Source organism: Mesorhizobium sp. M0227, from assembly GCF_040321855.1.
GTDB lineage: Bacteria > Pseudomonadota > Alphaproteobacteria > Rhizobiales > Rhizobiaceae > Mesorhizobium.
Genome location: NZ_JAMYSJ010000045.1, coordinates 1 through 22493, shown reverse-complemented (window position 1 = coordinate 22493; position 22493 = coordinate 1). Strand labels below are relative to the sequence as shown.

Annotated in this window: 16 protein-coding genes; 9 read left to right on the top strand and 7 right to left on the bottom strand. The window is 63.4% G+C overall.

Features of this window, described 5'->3' with window-relative positions:
- Positions 1–272 precede the first annotated feature (272 nt).
- Together rhaI and NKJ00_RS30990 are read right to left on the bottom strand one after the other, a co-directional pair.
- Positions 273–1562: an L-rhamnose catabolism isomerase gene (rhaI, locus tag NKJ00_RS30995; protein ID WP_352441455.1), complete on the bottom strand. Its 1290-nt coding sequence runs from the start codon at positions 1560–1562 to the stop codon at positions 273–275.
- A gap of 13 nt (positions 1563–1575) precedes the next feature.
- Complete coding sequence (locus tag NKJ00_RS30990) at positions 1576–3678, bottom strand: bifunctional rhamnulose-1-phosphate aldolase/short-chain dehydrogenase (protein WP_352441456.1); 2103 nt, start codon at positions 3676–3678, stop codon at positions 1576–1578.
- 184 nt (positions 3679–3862) lie between these two features.
- Here NKJ00_RS30990 and NKJ00_RS30985 point away from each other — a divergent pair, with 184 nt between their 5' ends.
- The 7 genes from NKJ00_RS30985 to NKJ00_RS30955 all read left to right on the top strand — a co-directional run bounded on the left by NKJ00_RS30985 (position 3863) and on the right by NKJ00_RS30955 (position 11008).
- Positions 3863–4672: a DeoR/GlpR family DNA-binding transcription regulator gene (locus tag NKJ00_RS30985; protein WP_023813909.1), complete on the top strand. Its 810-nt coding sequence runs from the start codon at positions 3863–3865 to the stop codon at positions 4670–4672.
- A 55-nt stretch (positions 4673–4727) separates the two neighbouring features.
- Positions 4728–5723, top strand: coding sequence for a rhamnose ABC transporter substrate-binding protein (gene rhaS / locus NKJ00_RS30980; RefSeq protein WP_023813908.1), 996 nt, complete (start codon positions 4728–4730; stop codon positions 5721–5723).
- Positions 5724–5807: 84 nt separating this feature from the next.
- The gene (locus NKJ00_RS30975) at positions 5808–7349 is read left to right on the top strand and encodes a sugar ABC transporter ATP-binding protein (protein ID WP_352441457.1); all 1542 of its coding nucleotides are present in this window, start codon (positions 5808–5810) and stop codon (positions 7347–7349) included.
- Positions 7346–8326: an ABC transporter permease gene (locus tag NKJ00_RS30970; RefSeq protein WP_352632438.1), complete on the top strand. Its 981-nt coding sequence runs from the start codon at positions 7346–7348 to the stop codon at positions 8324–8326. The genes NKJ00_RS30975 and NKJ00_RS30970 overlap by 4 nt, the downstream gene beginning before the upstream one ends.
- Positions 8323–9318 carry an ABC transporter permease gene (locus NKJ00_RS30965; protein ID WP_352632436.1) on the top strand — a complete coding sequence of 332 codons (996 nt, stop codon included), beginning with the start codon at positions 8323–8325 and terminating at the stop codon, positions 9316–9318. Before NKJ00_RS30970 ends, NKJ00_RS30965 begins: the two co-directional genes overlap by 4 nt.
- A complete protein-coding gene (gene rhaM, locus NKJ00_RS30960) occupies positions 9318–9635 on the top strand; it encodes an L-rhamnose mutarotase (RefSeq protein WP_352632434.1) in 318 nt (105 codons plus the stop codon). The genes NKJ00_RS30965 and rhaM overlap by 1 nt, the downstream gene beginning before the upstream one ends.
- Positions 9632–11008, top strand: a complete 1377-nt coding sequence (locus NKJ00_RS30955; protein WP_352632432.1) for an FGGY-family carbohydrate kinase — start codon at positions 9632–9634, stop codon at positions 11006–11008. The genes rhaM and NKJ00_RS30955 overlap by 4 nt, the downstream gene beginning before the upstream one ends.
- Here NKJ00_RS30955 and NKJ00_RS30950 read toward each other — a convergent pair whose 3' ends face one another.
- From NKJ00_RS30950 to galE, 3 genes are all read right to left on the bottom strand, one after another.
- Positions 11009–12835: an alanine racemase gene (locus NKJ00_RS30950; protein WP_352632430.1), complete on the bottom strand. Its 1827-nt coding sequence runs from the start codon at positions 12833–12835 to the stop codon at positions 11009–11011.
- Between the two features lie 2 nt (positions 12836–12837).
- Complete coding sequence (locus NKJ00_RS30945) at positions 12838–14088, bottom strand: D-amino acid dehydrogenase (RefSeq protein ID WP_352632428.1); 1251 nt, start codon at positions 14086–14088, stop codon at positions 12838–12840.
- Positions 14089–14193: 105 nt separating this feature from the next.
- Positions 14194–15189, bottom strand: a complete 996-nt coding sequence (gene galE / locus NKJ00_RS30940; protein WP_352632427.1) for a UDP-glucose 4-epimerase GalE — start codon at positions 15187–15189, stop codon at positions 14194–14196.
- A gap of 268 nt (positions 15190–15457) precedes the next feature.
- On the opposite strand from galE, the gene hemA reads away from it, so the two are divergent.
- The gene (gene hemA, locus NKJ00_RS30935) at positions 15458–16735 is read left to right on the top strand and encodes a 5-aminolevulinate synthase (protein WP_127297829.1); all 1278 of its coding nucleotides are present in this window, start codon (positions 15458–15460) and stop codon (positions 16733–16735) included.
- 73 nt (positions 16736–16808) lie between these two features.
- Here hemA and NKJ00_RS30930 read toward each other — a convergent pair whose 3' ends face one another.
- Both NKJ00_RS30930 and mscL read right to left on the bottom strand, forming a co-directional pair.
- Positions 16809–17975 (bottom strand): pyridoxal phosphate-dependent aminotransferase, encoded by a 1167-nt coding sequence (locus tag NKJ00_RS30930; protein ID WP_023813898.1) that lies wholly within the window; start codon positions 17973–17975, stop codon positions 16809–16811.
- Between the two features lie 111 nt (positions 17976–18086).
- Positions 18087–18509 carry a large conductance mechanosensitive channel protein MscL gene (gene mscL, locus NKJ00_RS30925; RefSeq protein ID WP_023813897.1) on the bottom strand — a complete coding sequence of 141 codons (423 nt, stop codon included), beginning with the start codon at positions 18507–18509 and terminating at the stop codon, positions 18087–18089.
- A 264-nt stretch (positions 18510–18773) separates the two neighbouring features.
- Here mscL and NKJ00_RS30920 point away from each other — a divergent pair, with 264 nt between their 5' ends.
- Positions 18774–22262: a PAS domain-containing hybrid sensor histidine kinase/response regulator gene (locus tag NKJ00_RS30920; protein ID WP_352632425.1), complete on the top strand. Its 3489-nt coding sequence runs from the start codon at positions 18774–18776 to the stop codon at positions 22260–22262.
- The last annotated feature ends 231 nt before the right edge of the window (positions 22263–22493 follow it).

Genomic DNA, 22493 nt, shown 5'->3' with positions numbered 1-22493 from the left:
GTGCGCCTAGAAGAGCCTCTTGGGGTGGGTTAGTCTAGCCAATAGTAACGGGTGGCGATCCTTCACACCCCCCTCTGTCCTGCCGGACATCTCCCCCGCAAGGGGGGAGATCGGTTGTTGTCTCTGCTTTCGCCAATCTCCGACGTTGCAGGAAGAGCGCTGTCGATGAAGCGGCCAATCTCCCCCCTTGCGGGGGAGATGTCCAGCAGGACAGAGGGGGGTGCTCAAGTGCCGCCCTCTCTGTCCAATCGACGGAAAATCGAACTAAAGGCCTACACAATCCCGCCTGAACCGCCCGCAACCGCCGGGCGCTTCGCCGCGACTTTCGCCCGGTAGCCCGCCGCACGATACGCCGCGACCGGATCAATGGCGCCACCCGTCTTCAGCCGCGCCATGGCGAGGATCGGCTCGACATCGGTGCGGTAGGCGGCTTTCAGCGTCTGCGTCGCCATCAGCGCGTCGTTCAAGTCCTGAAAACCTTCCAGCGCCTTGCGGTCGACGAGCAGCGCCTGCGCATAGGCGCGCTGCACCTCGACCGCCGACAGCATCAGGCTTTCGATCGGATCGGTGACGTTGTGGCTCTGGTCGAGCATGTGGGCCGGGTCGAAACCCTCGGCGCCGGACAGTTCGGCATCGACCAGTTCGTTGAAGACGAGGAACAGCCGGTAGGGGTCGATCGAACCGGCATCGAGATCATCGTCGCCATACTTCGAATCGTTGAAGTGGAAGCCGCCGAGCTTCTTGAACTGGATCAGCCGCGAGACGATCATCTCGATGTTGACGTTGGGGGCATGGTGGCCAAGGTCGACGAGACAGAACGCCTTGTCGCCCAATTCCCTGGCGATGATGTAGTTGGTGCCCCAGTCCTGCACGACGGTGGAATAGAAGGCCGGCTCGTACATCTTGTGCTCGGAAAACAGCTTCCAGCCGGCGGGCAGCCCGGCGTAAACCTCTTTCATGGCGTCGAGATAGCGCTCGAACGCCTTGGCGAAATTGACCTGGCCCGGGAAGTTCGAGCCGTCGCCGATCCACACCGTCAGCGCCTTGGAGCCAAGCGTCTCGCCGATCTCGATGCATTCGAGATTGTGCTCGACCGCTTGCCGGCGCGTCCCGGCATCGGCATGCGAGAGCGAGCCGAATTTGTAGGAGAGTTTCTGGTCCCTGGCATCGGAAAAGGTGTTGGAGTTCATGGCGTCGAAGCCGAGGCCAAAGCGCGAGGCGGCCTGTTTCAGCCGGTTCGGGTCGGCCTTGTCCCACGGAATGTGCAGGGAGACGGTCGGCGTCGCCTGCGTCAATTGCTGGATGACGGCGCAATCCTCGATCTTGTCGAAGATGTCGCGCGGCTCGCCGGCGCCGGGAAAGCGGGCAAAGCGCGTGCCGCCGGTGCCGACACCCCAGGACGGGATCGCCACCGCGAATTTCTCGACCTTGTCGCGGATGGCGTCGATGGCGATGCCGCGACGGTCGAGGCGTTCGCCGAGCGAGGCGTAGTCGCGTTCGAGGTCGGCCTTCCGCGCGGCATTGTCCTTGTCGACGGTATCGGCGGCGATGATCTGTTCCATCGTCCTCCTCCGCTCAGCGCGTGAACGACTGGGCGTTGCCCGCGTCGACATTGATGATGTTGCCGGTCGACTTGGCCGACATGTCGGACGCCAGGAAATAGATCGCCTCTGCGATGTCTTCCGGGAAGACCGAGCGCTTCAGCATCGAACGCGAGCGGTAGTGCTCCTCCAGATCGTCGGTCGACATCTTGTAGGCGGCGGCGCGCTGTTCCTTCCACTCGCCGGTCCAGATCTTCGAGCCGCGAAGCACCGCGTCCGGGTTGACGACATTGACCCTGATCTGCGCCTCCGCGCCCTCCAGCGCCAGACAGCGGGCGAGATGGATCTCGGCGGCCTTGGCGGTGCAATAGGCGGCAGCGTTGGGCGATGCGGCAAGGCCGTTCTTGGAGGCGACGAAGACGACGTTGCCGCCAATCTTCTGCGCGCGGAACAGCCGGAACGCTTCCCGCGAGACCAGGAAATAACCGGTCGACAATATGTCCATGTTCTTGTTCCACAGCGCCAGCGTCGTCTCCTCGATCGGCGCCGAGGAGGCCAGCCCTGCGTTCGACACCAGAATGTCGATGCCGCCGAACTCGACCGCCGTCTCGGCAAAGCCCGAAATGACCTGATCCTCCGAGGTGACGTTGATCAACACCGGGCGGACGAAATCCTTGCCGTAGACTTTCGCCAGTTCGTCATTGGCGCCGGCCAGCGCTGTCTCGTCGATGTCGGCCAGCACGACGCAGGCGCCTTCGCGCAGCAGGCGGTTGGCCGTGGCGCGGCCGATGCCGCCGGCGCCGCCGGTGACCAGCGCGATCTGGCCGGCAAGCGACTTCGGCTTCGGCATGCGCTGCAGCTTCAGGTCCTCGAGCAACCAGTATTCGATGTCGAAGGCTTCCTGTGCGGGCAGCCCGACATAGGACGAGACGGTGGAGGCGCCGCGCATGACGTTGATGGCGTTGACATAGAATTCGCCCGAAATGCGCGCCGTCGCCTTGTCGCCGGCGAAGGTGAACATGCCGACGCCGGGCATCAGGTAGACCACGGCATTGGGATCGCGGATGGCGGGCGAATCCGGATGCTTGCAGCCCTCGTAATAGGCCTGGTAGCCGACGCGATAGGCTGCGATGTCGTCGGCAAGCCGCGCAATCACCGCATCGACATCGGGCTTGGCCGGATCGAATTCGATGACCAGGGGGCGGATCTTGGTGCGCAGGAAATGGTCGGGGCACGACGTGCCGAGTGCCGCCAGCGGGCGCAGATCCCTGGAATTCACAAATTCGAGCACGGCGGCGGAATCATCGAAATGGCCTGTTTTGTGGCTCTTTTCCGAGATCAGGCCGCGAATCCTCGGCATCAGTTTGGCCGCGATGGCACGGCGCTCGGTGGCGTCGAGTGCCTTGACCTCCTCACCGCCGAAGATAGCGACACCCTCGGAGCGGCGCTCGAACCATTCGATCGCCTGGTTGATCACCGAGATCGTCGTCTCGTAGCATTCCCGGGGAGTGTCGCCCCATGTGAACAGGCCGTGGCTTTCGAGGATGACGCCCTTGGCATCGGGGTGTTCGAGGCAGAATTTCTCCAGCCAAAGACCAAGCTCGAACCCGGGACGCTTCCACGGCAGCCAGCCGATGGCGTCGCCGAAGATTTCTTTCGTCAGCGCCTTCGAATCCTTGGCGGCGGCAATGGCGATGATGGCATCGGGATGCATGTGGTCGACAAAAGGCTTCGGCACGTAGGCATGCAACGGCGTGTCGATAGAGGCCGCGCGCGGATTGAGGTTGAAGGTGCAGTGGGGCAGGAAGCCGACCATTTCATCTTCGTGCTCGACGCCGCGATAGAGGCCTTTGAGCGCGCGCAGCTTGTCCATGTAGAGCGTGGCAAAGCCGTCCAGCTTGATCGAGGCGCTGTCGCCGCCCGAGCCCTTGACCCAAAGCACTTCGGCGTTCTCGCCGGTGAGTGGGTCTTTCTGCCATATCTTCGAGGACGTGTTGCCGCCGCCATAGTTGGTGACGCGCTTGTCCGAGCCAAGTGTGTTCGAGCGGTAGACCAGAAGTTCCGGCCCGCTCATCGCGTGAGCCTTGGCCTCATCCCACAGATTGGCGAGGCGCGCGCCGGTGCGCTTGTCGAGCATAAGAAATCCTCCCGAAGGCACGCAAAAGGCGCGGCCATTTGGTTCGAATTTCCACGGAAGCAGCCGGCTTGTCAATCACAAACGATCAAGATCGATCATATTGCACTGCACAATGAAATTATATGATCGGAAATGATTGACACTGCGCGTTTTGGGTGCCTAGATGCTCTGGCAGGGAGGAACCATGCACGAAAAAGAGCGCCACAGGATCATTCTGTCCGCCGTCCAGGAAAAGCCTGTTGTGACGGTGCAAGAGATGGTCGACCTGACGGAGTCCTCCGAGGCGACGATCCGGCGCGATATCGCGGCTCTCCACGTCCAGAAGCGCCTGCGCCGCGTCCGCGGCGGCGCCGAGGCAATCTCGCCGCCGCAGTTCATCGGGCTGGCCGGCCGGCCCTTTTCCGTCAACGAAACCATCAACGCCTCGCAGAAGCGGGCGATTGCGCGTGAAGCGGTCGAGCTGTGCAAGGACGGCGAACCGATCATCATCAATGGCGGCACCACCACCTTCCAGATGGTGCATTTCCTGACCGGCCGCCGCATGCCGATCTTCACCAATTCGTTCCCGATCGCCGAGCACCTGCTCAAGCACTCCAAGAACACGGTGATGCTGTCGGGCGGCACCATCTATCGCGAGCAGAACATCATCCTGTCTCCCTTCGACAATGACGTGACGCGCAATTTCTATGCGCGCCGCATGTTCATGGGCGCGCAGGGGCTGGGGCCGCTTGGCCTGATGGAAGGCGATCCGCTTTTGATCCAGGCGGAGCAGAAGCTGATCGACCAGGCCGACGAGTTGGTGGTGCTGGTCGATTCCTCAAAATTCCGCAAACGCTCCAGCCTGATCCTGTGCGGCCTGTCGCGCATCGCCACCGTCATCACCGATGACGGCATCGAGGATCGCGAAGCCAAGATGCTGGAAACCGCCGGCGTGACGCTGATCGTCGCCCGCACATCCGCAACCAACAAGGAAGAATCTTCACTGCAGGCCTGAGGCCAACTCGCGCTCGCAGCGGCGATGGAATGCAACGCTCAAGGGAGGAAATTCGATGAGCTTCTTGAAGAAATTGATGGTGACGGCTGCATTCTCAGCCGCCATGTTCGTGAATGCCGCCTATGCCGAGAACGTCAAGATCGCGTTGGTGGTGAAGTCGCTCGGCAACGGCTTCTTCGATGCCGCCAACAAGGGCGCCGAAGAGGCGGCCAAGGAACTCGGCGATGTCGACATCATCTACACCGGCCCGACCAAGGCGACCGCCGAAGCGCAGATCGAAGTGGTCAATTCGCTGATCGCGCAGAAGGTCAACGCCATCGCCATTTCGGCCAATGACGCCGACGCGCTGGTACCGGTGCTGAAGAAGGCCATGGAACGCGGCATCACCGTCATCTCCTGGGATTCGGGCGTCGCCAAGGAAGGCCGCCAGCTTCACCTCAACCCGTCCGACACCGGCCTGATCGGCGAGACCATCATCAAGCTTGCCGCCGATTACCTGCCGGAAGGCGGCGAAGTCGCCATCCTGTCGGCCTCCTCGACCGCGACCAACCAGAACGCCTGGATCGATGCGGCCAAGAAGATCCTGCCGGAGAAGTTCCCCAAGATCAAACTTGTCGCCACCGTCTATGGCGATGACGATTCGGCCAAGAGCACTGATGAGGCCAAGGGCCTGTTGAAGTCCTATCCGAACCTCAAGGCGATCATAGCGCCGACCACCGTCGGCGTCGTTGCCGCCGCCCAGGTCGTCACCGATGAGAACTTGATCGGCAAGGTCAATGTCACCGGCCTGGCGCTGCCGTCCGAGTTCAAGAAGTTTATCGACAACGGTTCCAGCCAGGCGGTTGCGCTGTGGAATCCGATCGACCTCGGCTACTCGGCCGTCTACCTCGCCCATGATCTGGCGGTGAAGAAGGAAGAGGCGAAGCCCGGCGCCACGCTGTCGATCGGCCGCGTCGGCAAGGTCACGCTCGACGACACCAACTCGGCTGCGATGGCTCCGCCGTTCCAGTTCGACAAGTCGAACATCGAGAAGTTCTCCAAGATTTATTGATCTGGAGCGCTCTCAAGCTGTCGCGGCGGAGCTCACGTCCCGCCGCGACTTTAAACGGACCTTGTTTCAGGGCTTGATACGACTATGGACACGACAGCCCAACCCGGCACGGTGAAGGAGCAGCCTCTAGCCTCGGCTCCACGCCTGACGCTGTCCGGCATCTCCAAGAGCTTTCCCGGCGTGCGCGCGCTGCACAATGTCAGCCTGTCGCTCTACCCCGGCCAGGTGACGGCGCTGATCGGCGAAAACGGCGCCGGCAAGTCGACGCTGGTCAAGATCATGACCGGCATCTACCAGCCCGACGAGGGTACCATCAGCATCGACGGCCAGGCAGTCACCCTGCCCAGCGCGCATGCCGCCTTCGGCTATGGCGTTACTGCCATCCATCAGGAAACCGTGCTGTTCGACGATTTGACGGTCGCCGAAAACATCTTTCTCGGCCACGCGCCGCGCACGCGTTTGCGCACCATCGACTGGCGCACGATGCGCAAAAATGCGCGCGAAGTGCTCGACACCATGCATGCCGGCCATATCGACGCCGATGCGCGCCTGAAGGACCTCGGCATCGCCAACAAGCATCTGGTCGCCGTCGCGCGCGCCATGTCGATCGACGCGCAGATCGTCATCATGGACGAGCCGACCGCCGCGCTTTCGATGAAGGAGATCGAGGAGCTCTTTTTGCTGATCGAGTTCCTCAAGAGCGACGGCAAGGCGATCCTGTTCATCAGCCACAAGTTCGACGAGATCTACCGTATCGCCGACCGCTACACGGTGTTCCGCGATGGCGAGATGGTCGGCGAAGGCCTGATCACGGATGCCGGCCAGAGCCAGATCGTGCGCCTGATGGTTGGCCGCGCGGTCGATCACATCTTCCCGCAGCGCAAGGCCGAGATCGGCGCGCCGGTGCTCTCCGTTTCCGGCCTGTCGCATCCGACCGAATTCAACGACATCGGCTTCGAACTGCACAAGGGCGAGATCCTCGGCTTCTACGGCCTGGTCGGCGCCGGCCGCAGCGAGGTAATGCAGGCGATATCGGGCATCACCCGCACATCAGCCGGCACGATCACGCTGGAAGGCAAGACGCTCGCGCCGAAATCGGCGGCGGATTCGATCGATGCCGGGATTGTCTACGTGCCCGAAGAACGCGGCAAGCAAGGCGTGGTGATCGGCCTGCCGATCTTCCAGAACGTCTCGCTGCCTTCGCTCAAGCGCACGTCGAAGTCCGGCCTGCTGCGGCTGGCGGAAGAGTTCGATCTGGCCCGCTCCTACACTGAGCGGCTCGACCTCAGGGCCTCCTCGCTAAGCCAGGACGTCGGCACGCTGTCGGGCGGCAACCAGCAGAAGATCGTCATCGCCAAATGGCTGGCGACGTCGCCCAAGGTGATCATCCTGGACGAGCCGACCAAGGGCATCGACATCGGCTCGAAGGCCGCCGTGCACGGCTTCATGGCCGAGTTGGTGGCGCAAGGCCTGTCGGTGATCATGGTGTCCTCCGAGCTGCCCGAAATCCTCGGCATGTCCGACCGCGTCGTCGTCATGCGCGAGGGGCTCGTCGCGGCGGTCTACGACAACAAAGGGCTCGACGCCGAGACGCTGGTTCGGACGGCAGCAGGGATCGCGGCATGAAGGCTTTCCTCAAACACCGTGAAATCTGGCTGTTGGCGGCCATCGTCGTGCTGATCGGCCTGATTTCGACGCGTTTCCCGGCCTTTGCCGACCCCGGCAATCTGCGTCAAGTGTTCAACGACACCTCGATCCTGATGATCCTGGCGCTCGGCCAGATGGTGGTCATCCTGACCCGGTCGATCGATCTGTCGATGGCGTCCAATCTCTGCTTCACCGGCATGGTGGTGGCGATGCTGAACGCCGCGCATCCGGCAATCCCCATCCCGCTGCTGATCGTCATTGCGCTGGCCGTCGGCCTGGTGCTCGGCGCCATCAACGGCCTTTTGGTCTGGCGGCTGAACATCCCCTCGATCGTGGTGACTTTGGGCACGCTGACCATCTATCGCGGCGCCACCTTCGTGCTGTCCGGCGGTGCCTGGGTCAATGCCGACAAGATGAGCCCGGAATTCATCGGCTTTCAGCGCGCAGCCTTCATCGGCATTCCGGTGCTGTCGTGGATCGCCATCCTGGTCATCGCGCTGTTCTTCATCCTGATGACGCGCACCGCGCTCGGCCGCTCGATCTATGCCATCGGCGTCAACCCGACGGCTTCCGTCTATGCCGGCATCGATGTCGGCCGCACGAAATTCATCGTCTTCTGCATCTCCGGCATGATCGGCGGCCTGTCAGGCTATCTCTGGATCTCGCGCTATGTGATTGCGTCGGTCGAGGTCGCCAATGGCTATGAGCTCAACATCATCGCCGCCTGCGTCATCGGCGGCATCTCGATCGCCGGCGGCATCGGTTCGGTCGGCGGCGCGGTGCTCGGTGCGCTGTTCCTCGGCATCATCTCCAACGCGCTGCCGGTCATCAACATCTCACCCTTCTGGCAGATGGCGATTTCCGGCAGCGCCATCATTCTGGCCGTCGTGCTGAATGCGCGCGGCGAACGCCAGCAAGGCCGCATCATCCTGAGAAAGGTGGAGGCGGTGACATGACCGACATCCCTGCCCCACGCCACATTCCCGACCGGCTCGACAAGCCGCTTCGTTCGGCGATCTTTTCCTGGGAAGCGCTGCTGGTCGTGGTGGCCGTCGCCATCTTCGCCATCAACAGCTTCGCCTCGCCCTATTTCCTCGACCCTTATTCGCTGTCCGATCTCACCTTCAATTTCACCGAGAAGGGCCTGATCGCCTTCGCCATGGCGCTGCTGATCATCTCGGGCGAGATCGATCTGTCGGTGGCCGCCATCATCGCGCTGGCGTCGACGATGATGGGCATGGCGGTGCAGGCCGGCGCCGGCACGCCGGCGCTGGTGGCGATCGGCATCGTCGTCGGGCTCGGCTGCGGCGCCTTCAACGGGCTGCTGGTGACAAGGCTCGGCCTGCCGTCGATCGTCGTCACCATCGGCACGATGAGCCTGTTTCGCGGCATCGCCTTCATCATCCTCGGCGATCAGGCCTATAAGGGTTATCCCGCAAGCATCGCCTTCTTCGGCCAGGGCTATGTCTGGTGGGTGGTGTCGTTCGAGCTGGTGCTCTTCCTCTTTGCGGCCGTCGTCTACTGGTTCCTGCTGCACCGTACGAGTTTCGGCCGCCGTGTCTTTGCCATCGGCAACAATCCGGTGGCGGCGCAGTTTTCCGGCGTGCGCGTCGGTCGCACCAAGTTCATCCTGTTCTGCCTGACCGGGCTGATGTCGGGCATCGCCTCGGTGCTGATCACATCGCGGCTCGGCTCGACGCGGCCGTCGATCGCGCAGGGCTACGAACTGGAAGTCATCACCATGGTGGTGCTCGGCGGCGTAAGCATCCTCGGTGGCGCCGGCAGTATTGTTGGCGTCGTGCTCGCGGCCTTCATCATGGGGCTGGTGACCTTCGGGCTTGGCCTGCTCAACGTGCCCGGCATCGTCATGTCGATCTTCATCGGCCTGCTGCTGATCATCGTCATTGCCTTGCCGATCGTCTGGCGGCGGCTCCGTGGAGGGCGTTGATGGCCGAGAAATACGCATTCAAGATGAAGCTCAAGCCCGGCATGAAGGCCGAGTACAAGAAGCGCCATGACGAAATCTGGCCGTCGCTGGTCGCGCTGCTGAAGCAGGCCGGCGTCTCCGACTATTCCATTCATCTCGATGAGGAGACCAATATCCTGTTCGGTGTGCTGTGGCGGCGAGACGACCACGGCATGGACGAATTGCCCGGGCATTCGGTGATGCAGCACTGGTGGGCTGAAATGGCCGGCATCATGGAAACCAGACCGGACAACGAGCCGGTGGCCGTGCCGCTGGAAACAATGTTCCACATGGCATGAGTGCGATGCGCCACATCGCCGTCATCGACATCGGAAAGACCAACGCCAAGGTGGCGCTGGTCGACCTCGCTACGTTGAGCGAGGTGGCGCTGCGCCGCATGTCCAATGCGCCGGCGCGACAGGCGCCCTACCCGCACCACGATGTCGAGGCCTTGTGGGCATTCATCCTCGAAAGCCTTGCCGGCCTCAACCGCGAACAGCGCATCGACGCCATTTCGATCACCACCCACGGCGCGACGGGCGTGCTGGTCGACGCGGCGGGTGAACTGGTGCTGCCGGTCCTCGACTATGAGTTCGATGGCCCCGACAGGTTGGCAGCGGATTATGACGCGATCCGCCCGCCTTTCGCCGAGACCGGCACGCCGCGCCTGCCGCTCGGCCTCAATCTCGGTGCGCAATTCTTCTGGCAGCAGAAAAGCTTCCCGGCCGAATTCGCCAGGGCCGCCGCGATGCTGATGTACCCGCAATACTGGGCGTTGCGCCTGACCGGCATCGCCGCCAACGAAGTTACCTCGCTCGGCTGCCACACCGACCTGTGGAACCCATGGACGGCGGATTTTTCATCGTTGGTCGACAGCCTGGACTGGCGGAGCCTGATGGCGCCGGTGCGGCCGGCCAGGGATCGTCTCGGCCCTATCCTGCCCACTGTTGCGGCGCGAACCGGACTCGATCCGCAAACACCGGTGTTCTGCGGCCTGCATGATTCCAACGCCTCGCTGCTGCCGCATCTGCTGTCCGACAAACCACCTTTCTCCGTCGTCTCGACCGGCACCTGGGTGGTGTCGATGGCGGTCGGCGGCAAACAGATTGCGCTGGATGCCGCGCGCGACACGCTGGTCAATGTCAACGCACTCGGCGATCCCGTTCCCTCGGCACGCTTCATGGGCGGCCGCGAGTTTTCCGTGCTGACCAAGGACCAGCCGGAGCAGTGGACCGAGAATGATGTCGGCGCCGTGCTGGCGCGAAAGATGCTGCTGCTGCCGTCGACCCAGCAAGGGTCGGGGCCGTTCCCGCATCATGCCGCAACATGGCTCAATGCCGACGGCATCAACAAGGGCCAGCGCTTTGCCGCCATCTCGTTCTATCTGGCTTTGATGACGGCGACCTGCCTCGACCTGATCGGCGCCGACGGCCCGACCACGGTCGAGGGCCCCTTTGCCCGCAACCGGCTGTTTGTCGGTATGCTGGCCGCGGCTACTGCTCGCAACGTCGTGGCCTCGGAGGCCGCTACCGGCACCAGCATCGGCGCGGCGCTGCTGGCATCCGATCAGCCGGCGACGCACGGCAAGGGCGAAAGAATAGAACCGCCTGTAGACCCGGCCTGGGTTGATTATGCCAGCGCATGGCGCGCGGCAGTGGACGTGCAGGGCTGATCAAAGAATCCGCTTGCCGAAAGCAGACATGACGAAGTTGACCGCGTCGGTGCCGATCCGCGGCTCCAGATCCGCCGTCAGGCCCGACACATCCATCGACAGCAGCCCGCCGGAGAGTGCGATCGCCTCCATCGCCTGATGCGTCTCGCGCACGGTCAGCCCGCCGGAGCCTGCTGCCCAGCCGGCGAATTCGGTTGCGGTGGGCGAGTAACTGACATGAAAGCCTTGCGTGCCTGAGGTGGCGATGCGGATCGCTTCATGCATCAGGTCGCGCATGCCCATGGCGTCGATATCGGTCATGGTGAATGCCGACACGCGCGAATCCTTCAGCACCCGCGCTTCGGCCGGATCGGCGTGACGCAAGCCGACGATGACGACATTTTCCGGCGACAGCTGCGGCTGCAGCGCACCCGCCTTGTGGTCGAGGCCGAGAGTGCGCGCCAGCACCGAGCCTTCCGGCAGGTCGATGCCCTCCTCGTCCTCCGGCATCAGGGCGGCGATGGAATCGATCCAGATCAGGCCGAAGGAATGTGTCGCGCGCGCCGTCGCGGTCAGCGCCTTGTGGGCGATGCGCCGGTCGGCGCCTGCGATGAGGCGGACCAGCCCCGATGGCGGCCTCTCGACATCGGCGAGTTCCACCACGTCGAAGTTCATCGCTTCCAGCCGCGCGCCGGTGCCTTCCCGGGCCAGGATGCCGGCAGCTCCCTGCCCGGCCGTGATCTGCACCATCTTGCGACCGGAAAAATCCTCGACGTCGTGCATCGGGGCCTTCTCGACATATTCCGAAGTCATTGCCAAAAGCATGGCGCCATAGCTCATGCGGAAGGCGACGCGGTCGCCGACGGAGGGCCTCGGATCGGCATCGGCGACGTCGAGCAGCAGATGATCGCTGGAGGCGCCCAGCACCCGTATCCCCTTGGCGATCGGCGTCAGCCCCTCGACCAGCACGTCCTCGCGGCCGATATTGGCGATGGCGCGCAGCCTGTCGCCCTCGTCGGGGAAGACCGGCTGGTTGCCGAAGGCGTCATAGCCGGATTGGCCGATCGGCCGTGACGGCTTGAGCTTGACCTCGATGATGTCGCTGGTCAGCCGGCAGGCATCGGGTTCGAGCTCCGCCCACGGCGTGTCGCGGAAGGTCTCGACGCCGCCTTGCAGGATCGCCTCGCCGACCCGCAGATTGTTGATGCCGGCCGGCAGTCTGCCTTCGAGCAGCAGCGGCAGCGACGACGAGGCACCGCCGGAGATCACGTCGAGGCTTCTGCCGGACAGGCGCTCGGTCTTGTAGGCATGGGCGACGAGTTGGCCGAGATTTTCCGGCGTCGGCATGATGGCGCCGAAACAGCCGAGATTGGTGCCGATGCCGGCAATGCGAACGCCCTTGAACTGCAGTATCTGCTCGACCGTCGGAATAAGGTCATTTGGCCAGATGCCTTCGCGCAGATCGCCGAGATCGATCATCAGCATGATGTCGTGGACGCGGCCCATGCGCTCGGCGATGCGCGAAATCTCGCGGATGGTGGCGAGTTCCGACTGCAGGCTGATGTCGACGGTGCGTACCACCTCCTCAACCCGCGCCATCGGCGGGCTGCGCAACAGCATGATCGGCGCGTTGATGCCGCTGTCGCGCAGCCGGCGGATGTTCTCGAAGCGCGATTCGGCGATGCCGGCGACACCGCCGCGCAGCATGGCGCGCGCCACTTGCGGCATGCCGCAAGTGCCCTTGGTAACGCCGAATACTTTTATGCCCGACAGCGCGCAACGCTCGACGATCGTGCGCGCATTGCGCTCGATGCGGCCAAGGTCGATGGCGACTTGCGGCCCCGACATTTCTAGCCTCCGTAAACCAGCCCTTGCGGGTCGATCTCCGGCTTGCGGCCGGCAACGAGATCGGCAAGGAATTTGCCGGAGCCGCAGGCCATGGTCCAGCCGACATGGCCGTGGCCGGTGTCGAGATAGAGGTTCTTGTAGCGCGCCTGGCCGATGACCGGCACCGAGTTGGGCATCATCGGCCGCAGGCCCGCCCAGAACACAGCCTTCTTCTCGTCGAAGGCACCCGGGAAAAGATCCTTGCCGGTGCTGATGATCGTCTTGAAATCGGCGGGCTTGAAAGTTCGATCGAAGCCGGTGAATTCAGCCGTCGAGGACATCCGCAAGCGGTTGCCCAGCCTGGAATAGCCGATCAGCCGGTCCTCGTCGGCGCCGCCCATGGTCGGTCCCTTGCTTTCGTCCTCCAAGGGAATCGTCGCGGTATAGCCTTTTACCGGATAGACAGGCAGGTCGATGCCATAGCGGCGCCCGAGCAGGCCGCTCTCCGGTCCCATCGAGATGACCACGGCATCGCCGGCGACCGGGCCGGCCGACGTCATCACCGCGCGCACATGATCGCCCTCGATGTCGAGGCCTTCGACTGTCGTTGCGAACAGGAATTTGACGCCGAGCTTCTCGGCAGCATAGGCGGCCAGCCTGTCGACAAACTGCTTGGAATCTCCGGTCTGGTCGGTTGGCGAATAGACGCCACCGGCAATCTTGTCCTTGACGCCGGCAAGGCCTGGTTCCAGCTCGACCAGCCGGTCGCGGCCGACGATTTCGATCGGCAGGCCGTGCTTGGCAAGATAACGGTAATTGTCGGTACCGGTGTCGAGGCTCTTTTGCGAGCGGAAGAAATAGAGAATGCCCTTCTTGCGCTCGTCGTAGTGGATGCCGGTGGCTTCCGAAAGCGCATTGATGCAGTCGCGCGAATAGAGCGCGAGCCTGAGCTTGATGTCGGTGTTGGCGCGCAGGCGCGCCACCGTGCACTGGCGCAGGAAACGCATGCTCCAGGCGAGGAAATAGGGATCGAGGCGCAGCCTGACCTTGATGCCGAGATCATGGTTGTAGAGCCCGCGCAGGAAGGTCTTCAAAGCCGCCGGCGAGGCCCAGGCGGTAGCGTCACCCGGTGACACCAGGCCGGCGTTGGACTGGCTGGTGCCTTGTGCCGCCGCCGGATGGCGCTCGATCACCGTCACCTCATGGCCGTCGCTGGCCAGATAATAGGCGGCCGCCGTACCGACAACACCGGCCCCGAGCACCGTTATTTTCATGCCATCCCCCAAGAGCTCCTCGCGGTGCGGCGCCTCCGCGCCTTGCCGCGAATGCCTTCAATAGCGCTTCACTGCCCGCCTTGCGAGCCCTTGGGAGAACCCGGCTCAGCCGCGCGCGGAGTTCTTGCCGGTCAGAATGCGCTCCCAGGCGAGCGCGTCGGCGACGATCTGGTCGAGATCGTCGCGTTGCGGGGTCCAGCCGAGCTCGGCGCGGGCGAGATCCGAATTGGCGACCACCGCCGCGGCGTCGCCAGGGCGACGGTCGCCCATCTTCACCTCGAAATCACGGCCAAAGGCGCGGTGCACGCTGTCGATGACTTCGAGCACCGAATAGCCATGGCTGTAGCCGCAATTGGCGACGAGGCTGGTGCCCCCGGCGCGCAGCCGCTGCAGGGCCAGGCGATGCGCCGCCGCCAGGTCGCTGACATGGATGTAGTCGCGCATGCAGGTGCCGTCCGGCGTCGGATAGTCGGTGCCGAACACCTGCATGAACGGCCGCTTGCCGAGTGCCGTCTCGCAGGCAACCTTGATCAGATGGGTGGCGCCCGGCGTCGACTGGCCGGTGCGGCCCTTCGGGTCGGCGCCGGCGACGTTGAAGTAGCGCAGCGCGGTATAGCGCAGGCCATGCGCGATCGACGCGTCGCGCAGCATCCACTCACTCATCAGCTTGGACAGGCCATAGGGCGATTCCGGCGACAGGCGGGCGTCCTCGCGCACCGGCTCCAGGCCGGCTCCGCCATAGACGGCGGCGGTCGATGAAAAGATGAAATTGGGCACGCCTTCGCGCACCGCGGTTTCGATCAGCGTGCGCGTCTTCGAGGTGTTGTTCTCATAGTAGCTGAGCGGGTCGGCGACCGATTCCGGAACCACGATCGAGCCGGCGAAATGAATGATCGCGTCGACCTTGTTCTCCCTGATGACCCCGCCGACCAATTCCCTGTCGGCAACATCGCCGACAACCAGCCTTGCCTCGGGCGCCACCGCCCATTCGAAACCGGTGGAAAGACGGTCGAGAACGACCACGCTTTCGCCGGCATCCAGCAGCTCCCAGACCATATGGCTGCCGATGTAACCGGCGCCGCCTGTAACCAAAACCGTCATCCGCGTCCTCGCTTATCCAAGATTTATCGGAAACTGTCTCAACCCCCGCTCTACTGGAAAGCCCGCCGCATGACCATTGGAACCCGTGGTAACCGGCCTCGCCGGCCAGTGGCATTGTCCTGAAACAAAGTTGATCCAGATCAAGGGAATAGGCCACGATCCGTGGTCGTTAGGAACAGGTCCGGGGCGTGGCATTTTGACCAAAAAGGCCAGGTGGACGACCAACAGGCCAATGATTATGATCCCGCGCAAAAATTGGGAAGTCGACATGAACTATCAGCGGTTCTTCGAGGAAGCGATCGACCAGCTCCATGCCGAGCGTCGCTACCGCGTTTTCGCCGACCTGGAGCGCATCGCGGGCAAGTTCCCGCGCGCCATCTGGCGTTCCAATGGCCGCGCCGAGGAAATCACCGTCTGGTGCTCCAACGACTATCTCGGCATGGGCCAGCATCCCGACGTCATCGCCGCTTTCCAGAACACGGCAGGCAAGATGGGTTCGGGCGCCGGCGGCACCCGCAACATTTCCGGCACCTCGAACCCGCTGGTCGAGCTCGAGGTGGAGCTTGCCGATCTGCACGACAAGGAAGCGGCACTGGTCTTCACCTCCGGTTTCGTCTCCAACGAAGCCTCGATCTCGACCATCGCGAAGCTTTTGCCCAACTGCCTGATCATCTCGGACGAATTGAACCACGCATCGATGATCGAAGGCGTGCGGCGTTCCGGCGCCGAGAAGAAGATCTTCCGCCACAACGATGTGGCGCATCTGGAAAGCCTTTTGCAGGCGGCGGGGCGCGAACGCGCCAAGCTCATCGTCTTCGAAAGCGTCTATTCGATGGATGGCGACATCGCGCCAATCAGAGAGATCGTCGAGCTCGCCGAGCGCTACAACGCCATGACCTATATCGACGAGGTCCATGCCGTCGGCATGTACGGGCCGCGCGGCGGCGGCATCACCGAGCGCGAAGGCCTGGCCGACCGCATCGACATCATCGAAGGCACGCTGGCCAAGGCATTCGGCACGCTGGGCGGCTATATCACAGGCACCAGCGCCGTGATCGACGCCGTGCGTTCCTATGCGCCGGGCTTCATCTTCACCACGGCACTGCCGCCGGCGATCGCGGCTGCCGCGACCGCGTCGATCCGCCATCTCAAGCGCTCGCAGGCCGAGCGCGACGCCCAGCAGCAGCAGGCGAGCCGAACCAAGCAGATCCTGTCGGCCGCCGGCCTGCCGGTGATGGACTCGCCGACCCACATCGTGCCGCTGCTGGTCGGCGATCCGGAGGCCTGCAAGATGGCCAGCGACCGCCTGCTCGGCGTGCACGGCATCTACATCCAGCCGATCAACTACCCGACCGTGCCGCGCGGCACCGAGCGGCTGCGCATCACGCCGACGCCGTTCCATTCCGATGCGCTGATCGCCGAATTGCAGGATGCGCTGGTCGAGACCTGGGATGCGCTCGGCATCCCCTATGGCTCCGCCGGGCGGCCTTCGGTGGCCAAGAGCGACCGCATCATTCCCCTGCTGGTGCCCAAGTCAGGCGGCTGAAGCCGTTTGAAACTCGGCTCCGGCGGCTATCTGGCTCGCCGGAGCGATTTTCAATCCGCGCTTCGTCGGCGGCTCAAATAGCCTTCATCCAATTTGCCAGCCGGTGCGCCGCTTCCTCGATCTGGTCGAGGCGGCGGTGGAAACACAACCGCAAAAACGCCTCGCCGCCGGGGCCGAAAGCGGTGCCTGGCGCCAGGCCGACATTGGCCTTGTCGACAATGTCGAAGGCAGCGGTGCGTGAATCGGTGATGCCGTCGACAGTGAAAAACAGATAGAACGCGCCCTGCGGCACGGTGAACCGAGCACGATCCGTGGCACCGAGGATGCCGCAGACAAGGTCACGCGCCTTGCGCGCCCGCTCCACCTGTTCGGCAACGAAGGCATCGCCCCCGTCAAGCGCGGCGGCCGCGCCGCGCTGCATGAACTGGGCGACGCCGGAGTTCGAATACTGGATCAGGTTCTCGAACACCTGCTGCAAGCTCGGATGCGTCTTGATCCAGCCGACGCGCCAGCCGGTCATCGCCCAGTTCTTGGAGAAGGAGTTGACATAGAGGATGCGGTCTTCCGCCGACGCGATGTCGAGGAAGGACGGCGCGCGGCCGTGGCCATAGTGGAAAAGCGAATAGATCTCGTCCGCGATGATCCAGAGGTTTTTCGCGCGCGCCAGATCGAGGATGGCCTGCAAGGTCTCATGATCGGCGGTCCAGCCGGTCGGATTCGACGGCGTGTTGATGAACAGCGCCTTTGTGCGCGGCGTAATCGAAGCCGCGATCTTCTCGACGTCGCAGGACCAGCCATTGCCGGAATTATCGAGCGTGACCGCGACCGGAACGGCTCCCGCTATCGCTGCTGCAGCATCGAAATTCGGCCAGGCCGGCGACAGATAAACCACCTCGTCGCCCGCGCCGGCGAGCGCGTCGAGCGCCAGCTGGATGGCATGCATGCCGGAGCCGGTGACGATGAATTCTTCCTCCGGGAAGGTCTTGCCGAAATGCTTGGCATAGTAGCGGGAGAGCGCCTGCCTGAGATCGGGGATGCCCCTTTGCCAGGTGTAGAATGTCTCCCCGCCGGCCAGCGCCTTCGACGCGGCATCAGTGATGAAGGCCGGCGTCGGCAGGTCGCCCTCGCCGGCCCAGAGCGGAATCATGCCTTCGCGCAGGCGGCCGTAGTTGACGACGGCGACAATGCCGCTTTCGGGTGCCGCACGGGCCTCGGTGCGCAAGCTGTCGATCAGGGTCATGGGCGGGTCCGTTTTGGTCTGCGGTTTTCGTCTGCGGTCCTTACCAGATGCGAAAACAGAAAACCCCGGCCGCGAACGACCGGGGTTTTGGTCCAGCAAATGCTGCCGTGGTCAGCGCCTGGCGAGCAGATCGCGAATTTCGGTGAGCAGAGCGACATCGGCGGGCGGCGGAGCGGCCGGAGCAGCGGGCTTCTCGCGCTCAAGCCGCCTGCGCATGTTGTTCACCGCCTTGACCATCAGGAAGATGATGAACGCGAGAATGAGGAAGTTCAGCGCCACGGTGATGAAGCTGCCATAGGCAAAGACCGCGCCCTGCTTCTTGGCATCGGCCAGCGAGGTCGCGTTGACGGCTGAGGACAATCCGAAGAAATAGTTGTTGAAGTCCAATCCGCCGAAAATCGCACCGACGATCGGCATGATGATGTCGTTGACAAGGGAATCGACGATCTTGCCGAAGGCCGCGCCGATGATGACGCCGACCGCAAGGTCCATCACATTGCCCTTGGAAATGAATTCCTGGAATTCTTTCAGCATTCGACCCTCCTTGTCGTGACTGGCCAAGCTGCCGTTTCCGTCCTTGCGGCATCGACCTGAGGCAACATAACAAAAACCTCCGGTTGCAACATCGATAAAAGGGAGAAAACAACCGCTTTCTTCTTACCTGACGGCACCTTGCTTGTACTGTCTGAATATCGCGGTCGCGATCATGCTTCCAAAGCCGCAATGGACTCGGACGCCAAGCTGTGATTGCGTCCGGGCAAGCCGGATAGAAAGACGGCAGAGGAGGAAAGTCCAAGCGTGCAGGGCTTGTTCATCGTCATCATCGCGATCGCCTATGTGACGCTGCTGTTTGCCATCGCCAGCATCGGCGACCGCCGCTCGGCCATCTCCGAGCCGAGCCGGGGGCGGCCTTTCATCTACGCGCTTAGCCTCGCGATCTACTGTACGTCCTGGACTTTCTTCGGCTCGGTCGGTCTTTCTTCCGAACGCGGCCTCGAATTCCTCGGCATCTATACGGGCCCGGTGCTCGTCTTCGTGTTCGGCTTCCCGCTGCTCAACCGCATCGTGCGGCTGGCCAAGACCGAGAAGATCACCTCGATCGCGGATTTCCTCGGCGCGCGCTACGGCAAGAGTTTCACCGTCGCGGCGATCGCCACGCTGATCGCCACCATCGGCGCGGTGCCCTATATCGCACTGCAGTTGAAGGCGATCTCCGGTTCGGTCAGCCTGATGGTCGAGCACTATACGGGATCGCCGCCTTCGTTCGATCCCTTCGTCAGCGACATCTCTCTGGTCGTCGCCATGCTCCTGGCGCTGTTCGCGGTGCTGTTTGGAACCCGTCACGCCGACGCCACCGAACACCAGGATGGGCTGGTGCTGGCGGTGGCGGTCGAAACCGTCGTCAAGCTCGCCGCCTTCCTGGCGATCGGCCTGATGGTCACCTTCCTGATCTTCGGCGGCCCGGGCGACATGTTCGACAAGCTCGCTGAGAACGCCCAGGTCCGACAGGCGATGAGCTACAACACCTCGCTCGCCACCTGGCTGGTGCTGACTTGCCTGAGCGGCTTTGCCATCATCATGCTGCCGCGGCAGTTCTACGTCACCATTGTCGAGAACCGTGGCGAGGCCGAATTGCGCACCGCGACATGGGTGTTTCCGCTCTACCTCGTGGCGATCAACCTGTTCGTGCTGCCGATCGCCTTCGCCGGTCTTTCGCTGGTCGGCACCGGAACCAGCAGCGATCTCTACGTGCTGTCGCTGCCCCTGTTCAGCGGTCATGATGTGCTGGCGATGGCGGCTTTCATCGGTGGCCTGTCGGCGGCGACGGCGATGGTGATCGTCGAAAGCGTGGCGCTGTCGATCATGATCTCCAACGACCTCGTCATTCCATTGTTCGTGCGCCGCCTGCTCAAGACCTCGACTTCCGAGACCGAGGACTGGTCGACGCTGATCCTCAATGTGCGGCGCGGGGCGATTTTCATCCTCTTGTTCATCGCCTTCCTCTATTATCGCGAGAGCACCGATAGCGCGCGGCTGTCGTCGATCGGCCTGATGTCGTTCGCGGCCATCGCGCAGTTCGCGCCCGCCCTGATCGGCGGGCTGATCTGGCGCGGCGCCAATGGCCGGGGTGCGGCACTTGGCATGGTCGCCGGCATCCTCGTCTGGGGCTACACGCTGCTGTTTCCATCGCTTGCCGCCCCTGATACCGGCATCATCGTGCACGGGCTGTTCGGCTTCGAGGCGCTGCGGCCGCAGGCATTGTTCGGCACCGTCGCCGAACCGCTGAACCACGGCGTGCTGTGGAGCCTGTCGCTCAACGCGGTGTTCTTCGTGCTCGGCTCGCTGTCGCGCGCATCGGTGCCGCTGGAACGCATCCAGGCGTCGATCTTCGTGCCGCGCGATGCCGGCCCGATGCCAAGCCTGCGCCGCTTCCGCACCGCCATCACCGTCAACGACCTGAAGGACACGATCGGGCGCTATCTCGGCGTCGAGCGCACCGAGCGCTCTTTCCAGTCGTTCGAAAAGACCAACGGAGCCTCGCTGCACGGCAACGAGCAGGCGAGCATGGACGTCATCCGCTTCTCCGAGCAATTGCTCGCCAGCGCCGTCGGTTCCTCCTCGGCGCGGCTGATCCTGTCGCTGCTGTTTCGGCGCCACGACCGCGAATCCAGGGATGCTTTCCGCTTGCTCGACGACGCCACCGAGGCGCTGCAGCACAACCGCGACCTGTTGCAGATCGCGCTCGACCAGATGGAACAGGGCATCACCGTCTTCGATCGCGATTTCCGCCTGATCTGCTGGAACCGCCAATACCGGGCGCTGTTCGACCTGCCCGACGAGATGGGCCAGGTCGGCGTCTCGCTCGACCGCATCCTGCGCCATCTCGCCGAACGCGGCGACATCCCCGCCGATCAGCGTGTGGCCATGCTCAACCGGCTGACCAGTTTCGTCAGCCCATGGCAGATGGAGCTGAAAACCTCGGGCCGCATCCTGGAACTGCGCTCCAACCCGATGCCGGACGGCGGCATCGTCGCCACCTATGCCGACATTTCCGGGCGCGTGGAACAGGATCTGGCGCTGAAGCGTGCCAATGAATCGCTGGAACAGCGCGTCAAGACCCGCACCATCGAACTGACCCGGGTCAATGAGGAGCTGGCGCAGGCGCAGATGCTGGCCGAGGAGGCCAATCTCGGCAAGACGCGCTTCCTCGCCGCCGCCGGCCACGACATCCTGCAGCCGCTGAACGCCGCCCGGCTCTATTGCTCCTCGCTGATCGAGAAGGCCGGCAAGGGGCCTGCCGGCAAGGCGGCCGTCAACATCGAATCCTCGCTGGAATCGGTCGAGACGATTCTCGGCGCCGTGCTCGACATCTCCCGCCTCGATGCCGGCGCAATGAAGCCGGACGATACCGCCTTCAACCTCGACGGATTGCTGCGCCAGATCGGCAACGACTTCCGGCCGCTCGCCGCCGAAAAGAAGCTCGCGCTGACCATCATGCCGTCATCGCTGACAGTGACGACGGACCGCAATCTGCTGCGCCGCCTGATCCAGAATCTCGTCTCCAACGCCATCAAATACACGCGCCACGGCCGCGTGCTGGTTGGCGTCAGGCGGCGCGGCGAACTGGCCGAGATCCAGGTGATCGACACCGGCATCGGCATCGCCGGCGACAAGCTGAACACCGTCTTTCGCGAATTCACCCGGCTCGACGAGGGCGCGCGCGAGGCCGAAGGCCTCGGTCTCGGCCTCTCCATCGTCGACCGCATCGCCCGGGTGCTGCGCCTGGAGATCCGGATCTTTTCCACCCCTGGCAAGGGCACGCGCTTCTCCGTCATCCTGCCCGTGGCGGCCGTGCAGGAGCCGCGGCGCGAGATCGAAACCAGGGCTCCTGCCCGCGCGACGGCTTCGCTGGCCGGGCTGCACGTGCTGTGCATCGACAACGACGCCCGCATCCTCGAAGGCATGCGGCTCCTGCTCGAAGGCTGGGGTTGCAACGTCGACACCGTGGCCGGTTCAAAGGATCTGGAGACCGCGAAGATACACCGCCCGGACATCGTTCTTGCCGACTACCATCTCGACGGCGAAACCGGTCTCGAACTCGTCGTCAGGCTGCGCGCGATCCATGGCGACAACCTGCCGGCCGTGCTGGTCACAGCCGACCGCTCCAACGAGGTGCGCACGGCCGCCGGCGGGCTCGAGATTGCGGTGATCAACAAACCGCTCAAACCAGCGGTACTGCGCTCGATGATGGCCAGGGTCAGGCCGCTGGCACCGGCGGCCGAATAGCATCAAAGGCGCCCGGTCTCAGCCCTGGTGTCCGAGGGTGGCGTCCTAGAGCATTTCACCGTTTCACGGAAACGGCGTTCTGCTCTAACTCTTTGTTTTAACGCAATTCTAGACGGAAAACCGCTTCACACTTTTCCTAGAATTGCTCTAGAGCGATTCCTATTTTGAGAGAATCGTAGGATTCCCAAAGCCGGATGTTTGTGATTCAAGATGCTGGCTGGATTGGAGGCC

Bases quoted from the DNA above. Each gene is read 5' to 3' on its own strand.
- rhaI (WP_352441455.1), bottom strand. From the start codon at position 1,562: ATGGAACAGATCATCGCCGCCGATACCGTCGACAAGGACAATGCCGCG.
- NKJ00_RS30990 (WP_352441456.1), bottom strand. From the start codon at position 3,678: ATGCTCGACAAGCGCACCGGCGCGCGCCTCGCCAATCTGTGGGATGAG.
- NKJ00_RS30985 (WP_023813909.1), top strand. From the start codon at position 3,863: ATGCACGAAAAAGAGCGCCACAGGATCATTCTGTCCGCCGTCCAGGAA.
- rhaS (WP_023813908.1), top strand. From the start codon at position 4,728: ATGAGCTTCTTGAAGAAATTGATGGTGACGGCTGCATTCTCAGCCGCC.
- NKJ00_RS30975 (WP_352441457.1), top strand. From the start codon at position 5,808: ATGGACACGACAGCCCAACCCGGCACGGTGAAGGAGCAGCCTCTAGCC.
- NKJ00_RS30970 (WP_352632438.1), top strand. From the start codon at position 7,346: ATGAAGGCTTTCCTCAAACACCGTGAAATCTGGCTGTTGGCGGCCATC.
- NKJ00_RS30965 (WP_352632436.1), top strand. From the start codon at position 8,323: ATGACCGACATCCCTGCCCCACGCCACATTCCCGACCGGCTCGACAAG.
- rhaM (WP_352632434.1), top strand. From the start codon at position 9,318: ATGGCCGAGAAATACGCATTCAAGATGAAGCTCAAGCCCGGCATGAAG.
- NKJ00_RS30955 (WP_352632432.1), top strand. From the start codon at position 9,632: ATGAGTGCGATGCGCCACATCGCCGTCATCGACATCGGAAAGACCAAC.
- NKJ00_RS30950 (WP_352632430.1), bottom strand. From the start codon at position 12,835: ATGTCGGGGCCGCAAGTCGCCATCGACCTTGGCCGCATCGAGCGCAAT.
- NKJ00_RS30945 (WP_352632428.1), bottom strand. From the start codon at position 14,088: ATGAAAATAACGGTGCTCGGGGCCGGTGTTGTCGGTACGGCGGCCGCC.
- galE (WP_352632427.1), bottom strand. From the start codon at position 15,189: ATGACGGTTTTGGTTACAGGCGGCGCCGGTTACATCGGCAGCCATATG.
- hemA (WP_127297829.1), top strand. From the start codon at position 15,458: ATGAACTATCAGCGGTTCTTCGAGGAAGCGATCGACCAGCTCCATGCC.
- NKJ00_RS30930 (WP_023813898.1), bottom strand. From the start codon at position 17,975: ATGACCCTGATCGACAGCTTGCGCACCGAGGCCCGTGCGGCACCCGAA.
- mscL (WP_023813897.1), bottom strand. From the start codon at position 18,509: ATGCTGAAAGAATTCCAGGAATTCATTTCCAAGGGCAATGTGATGGAC.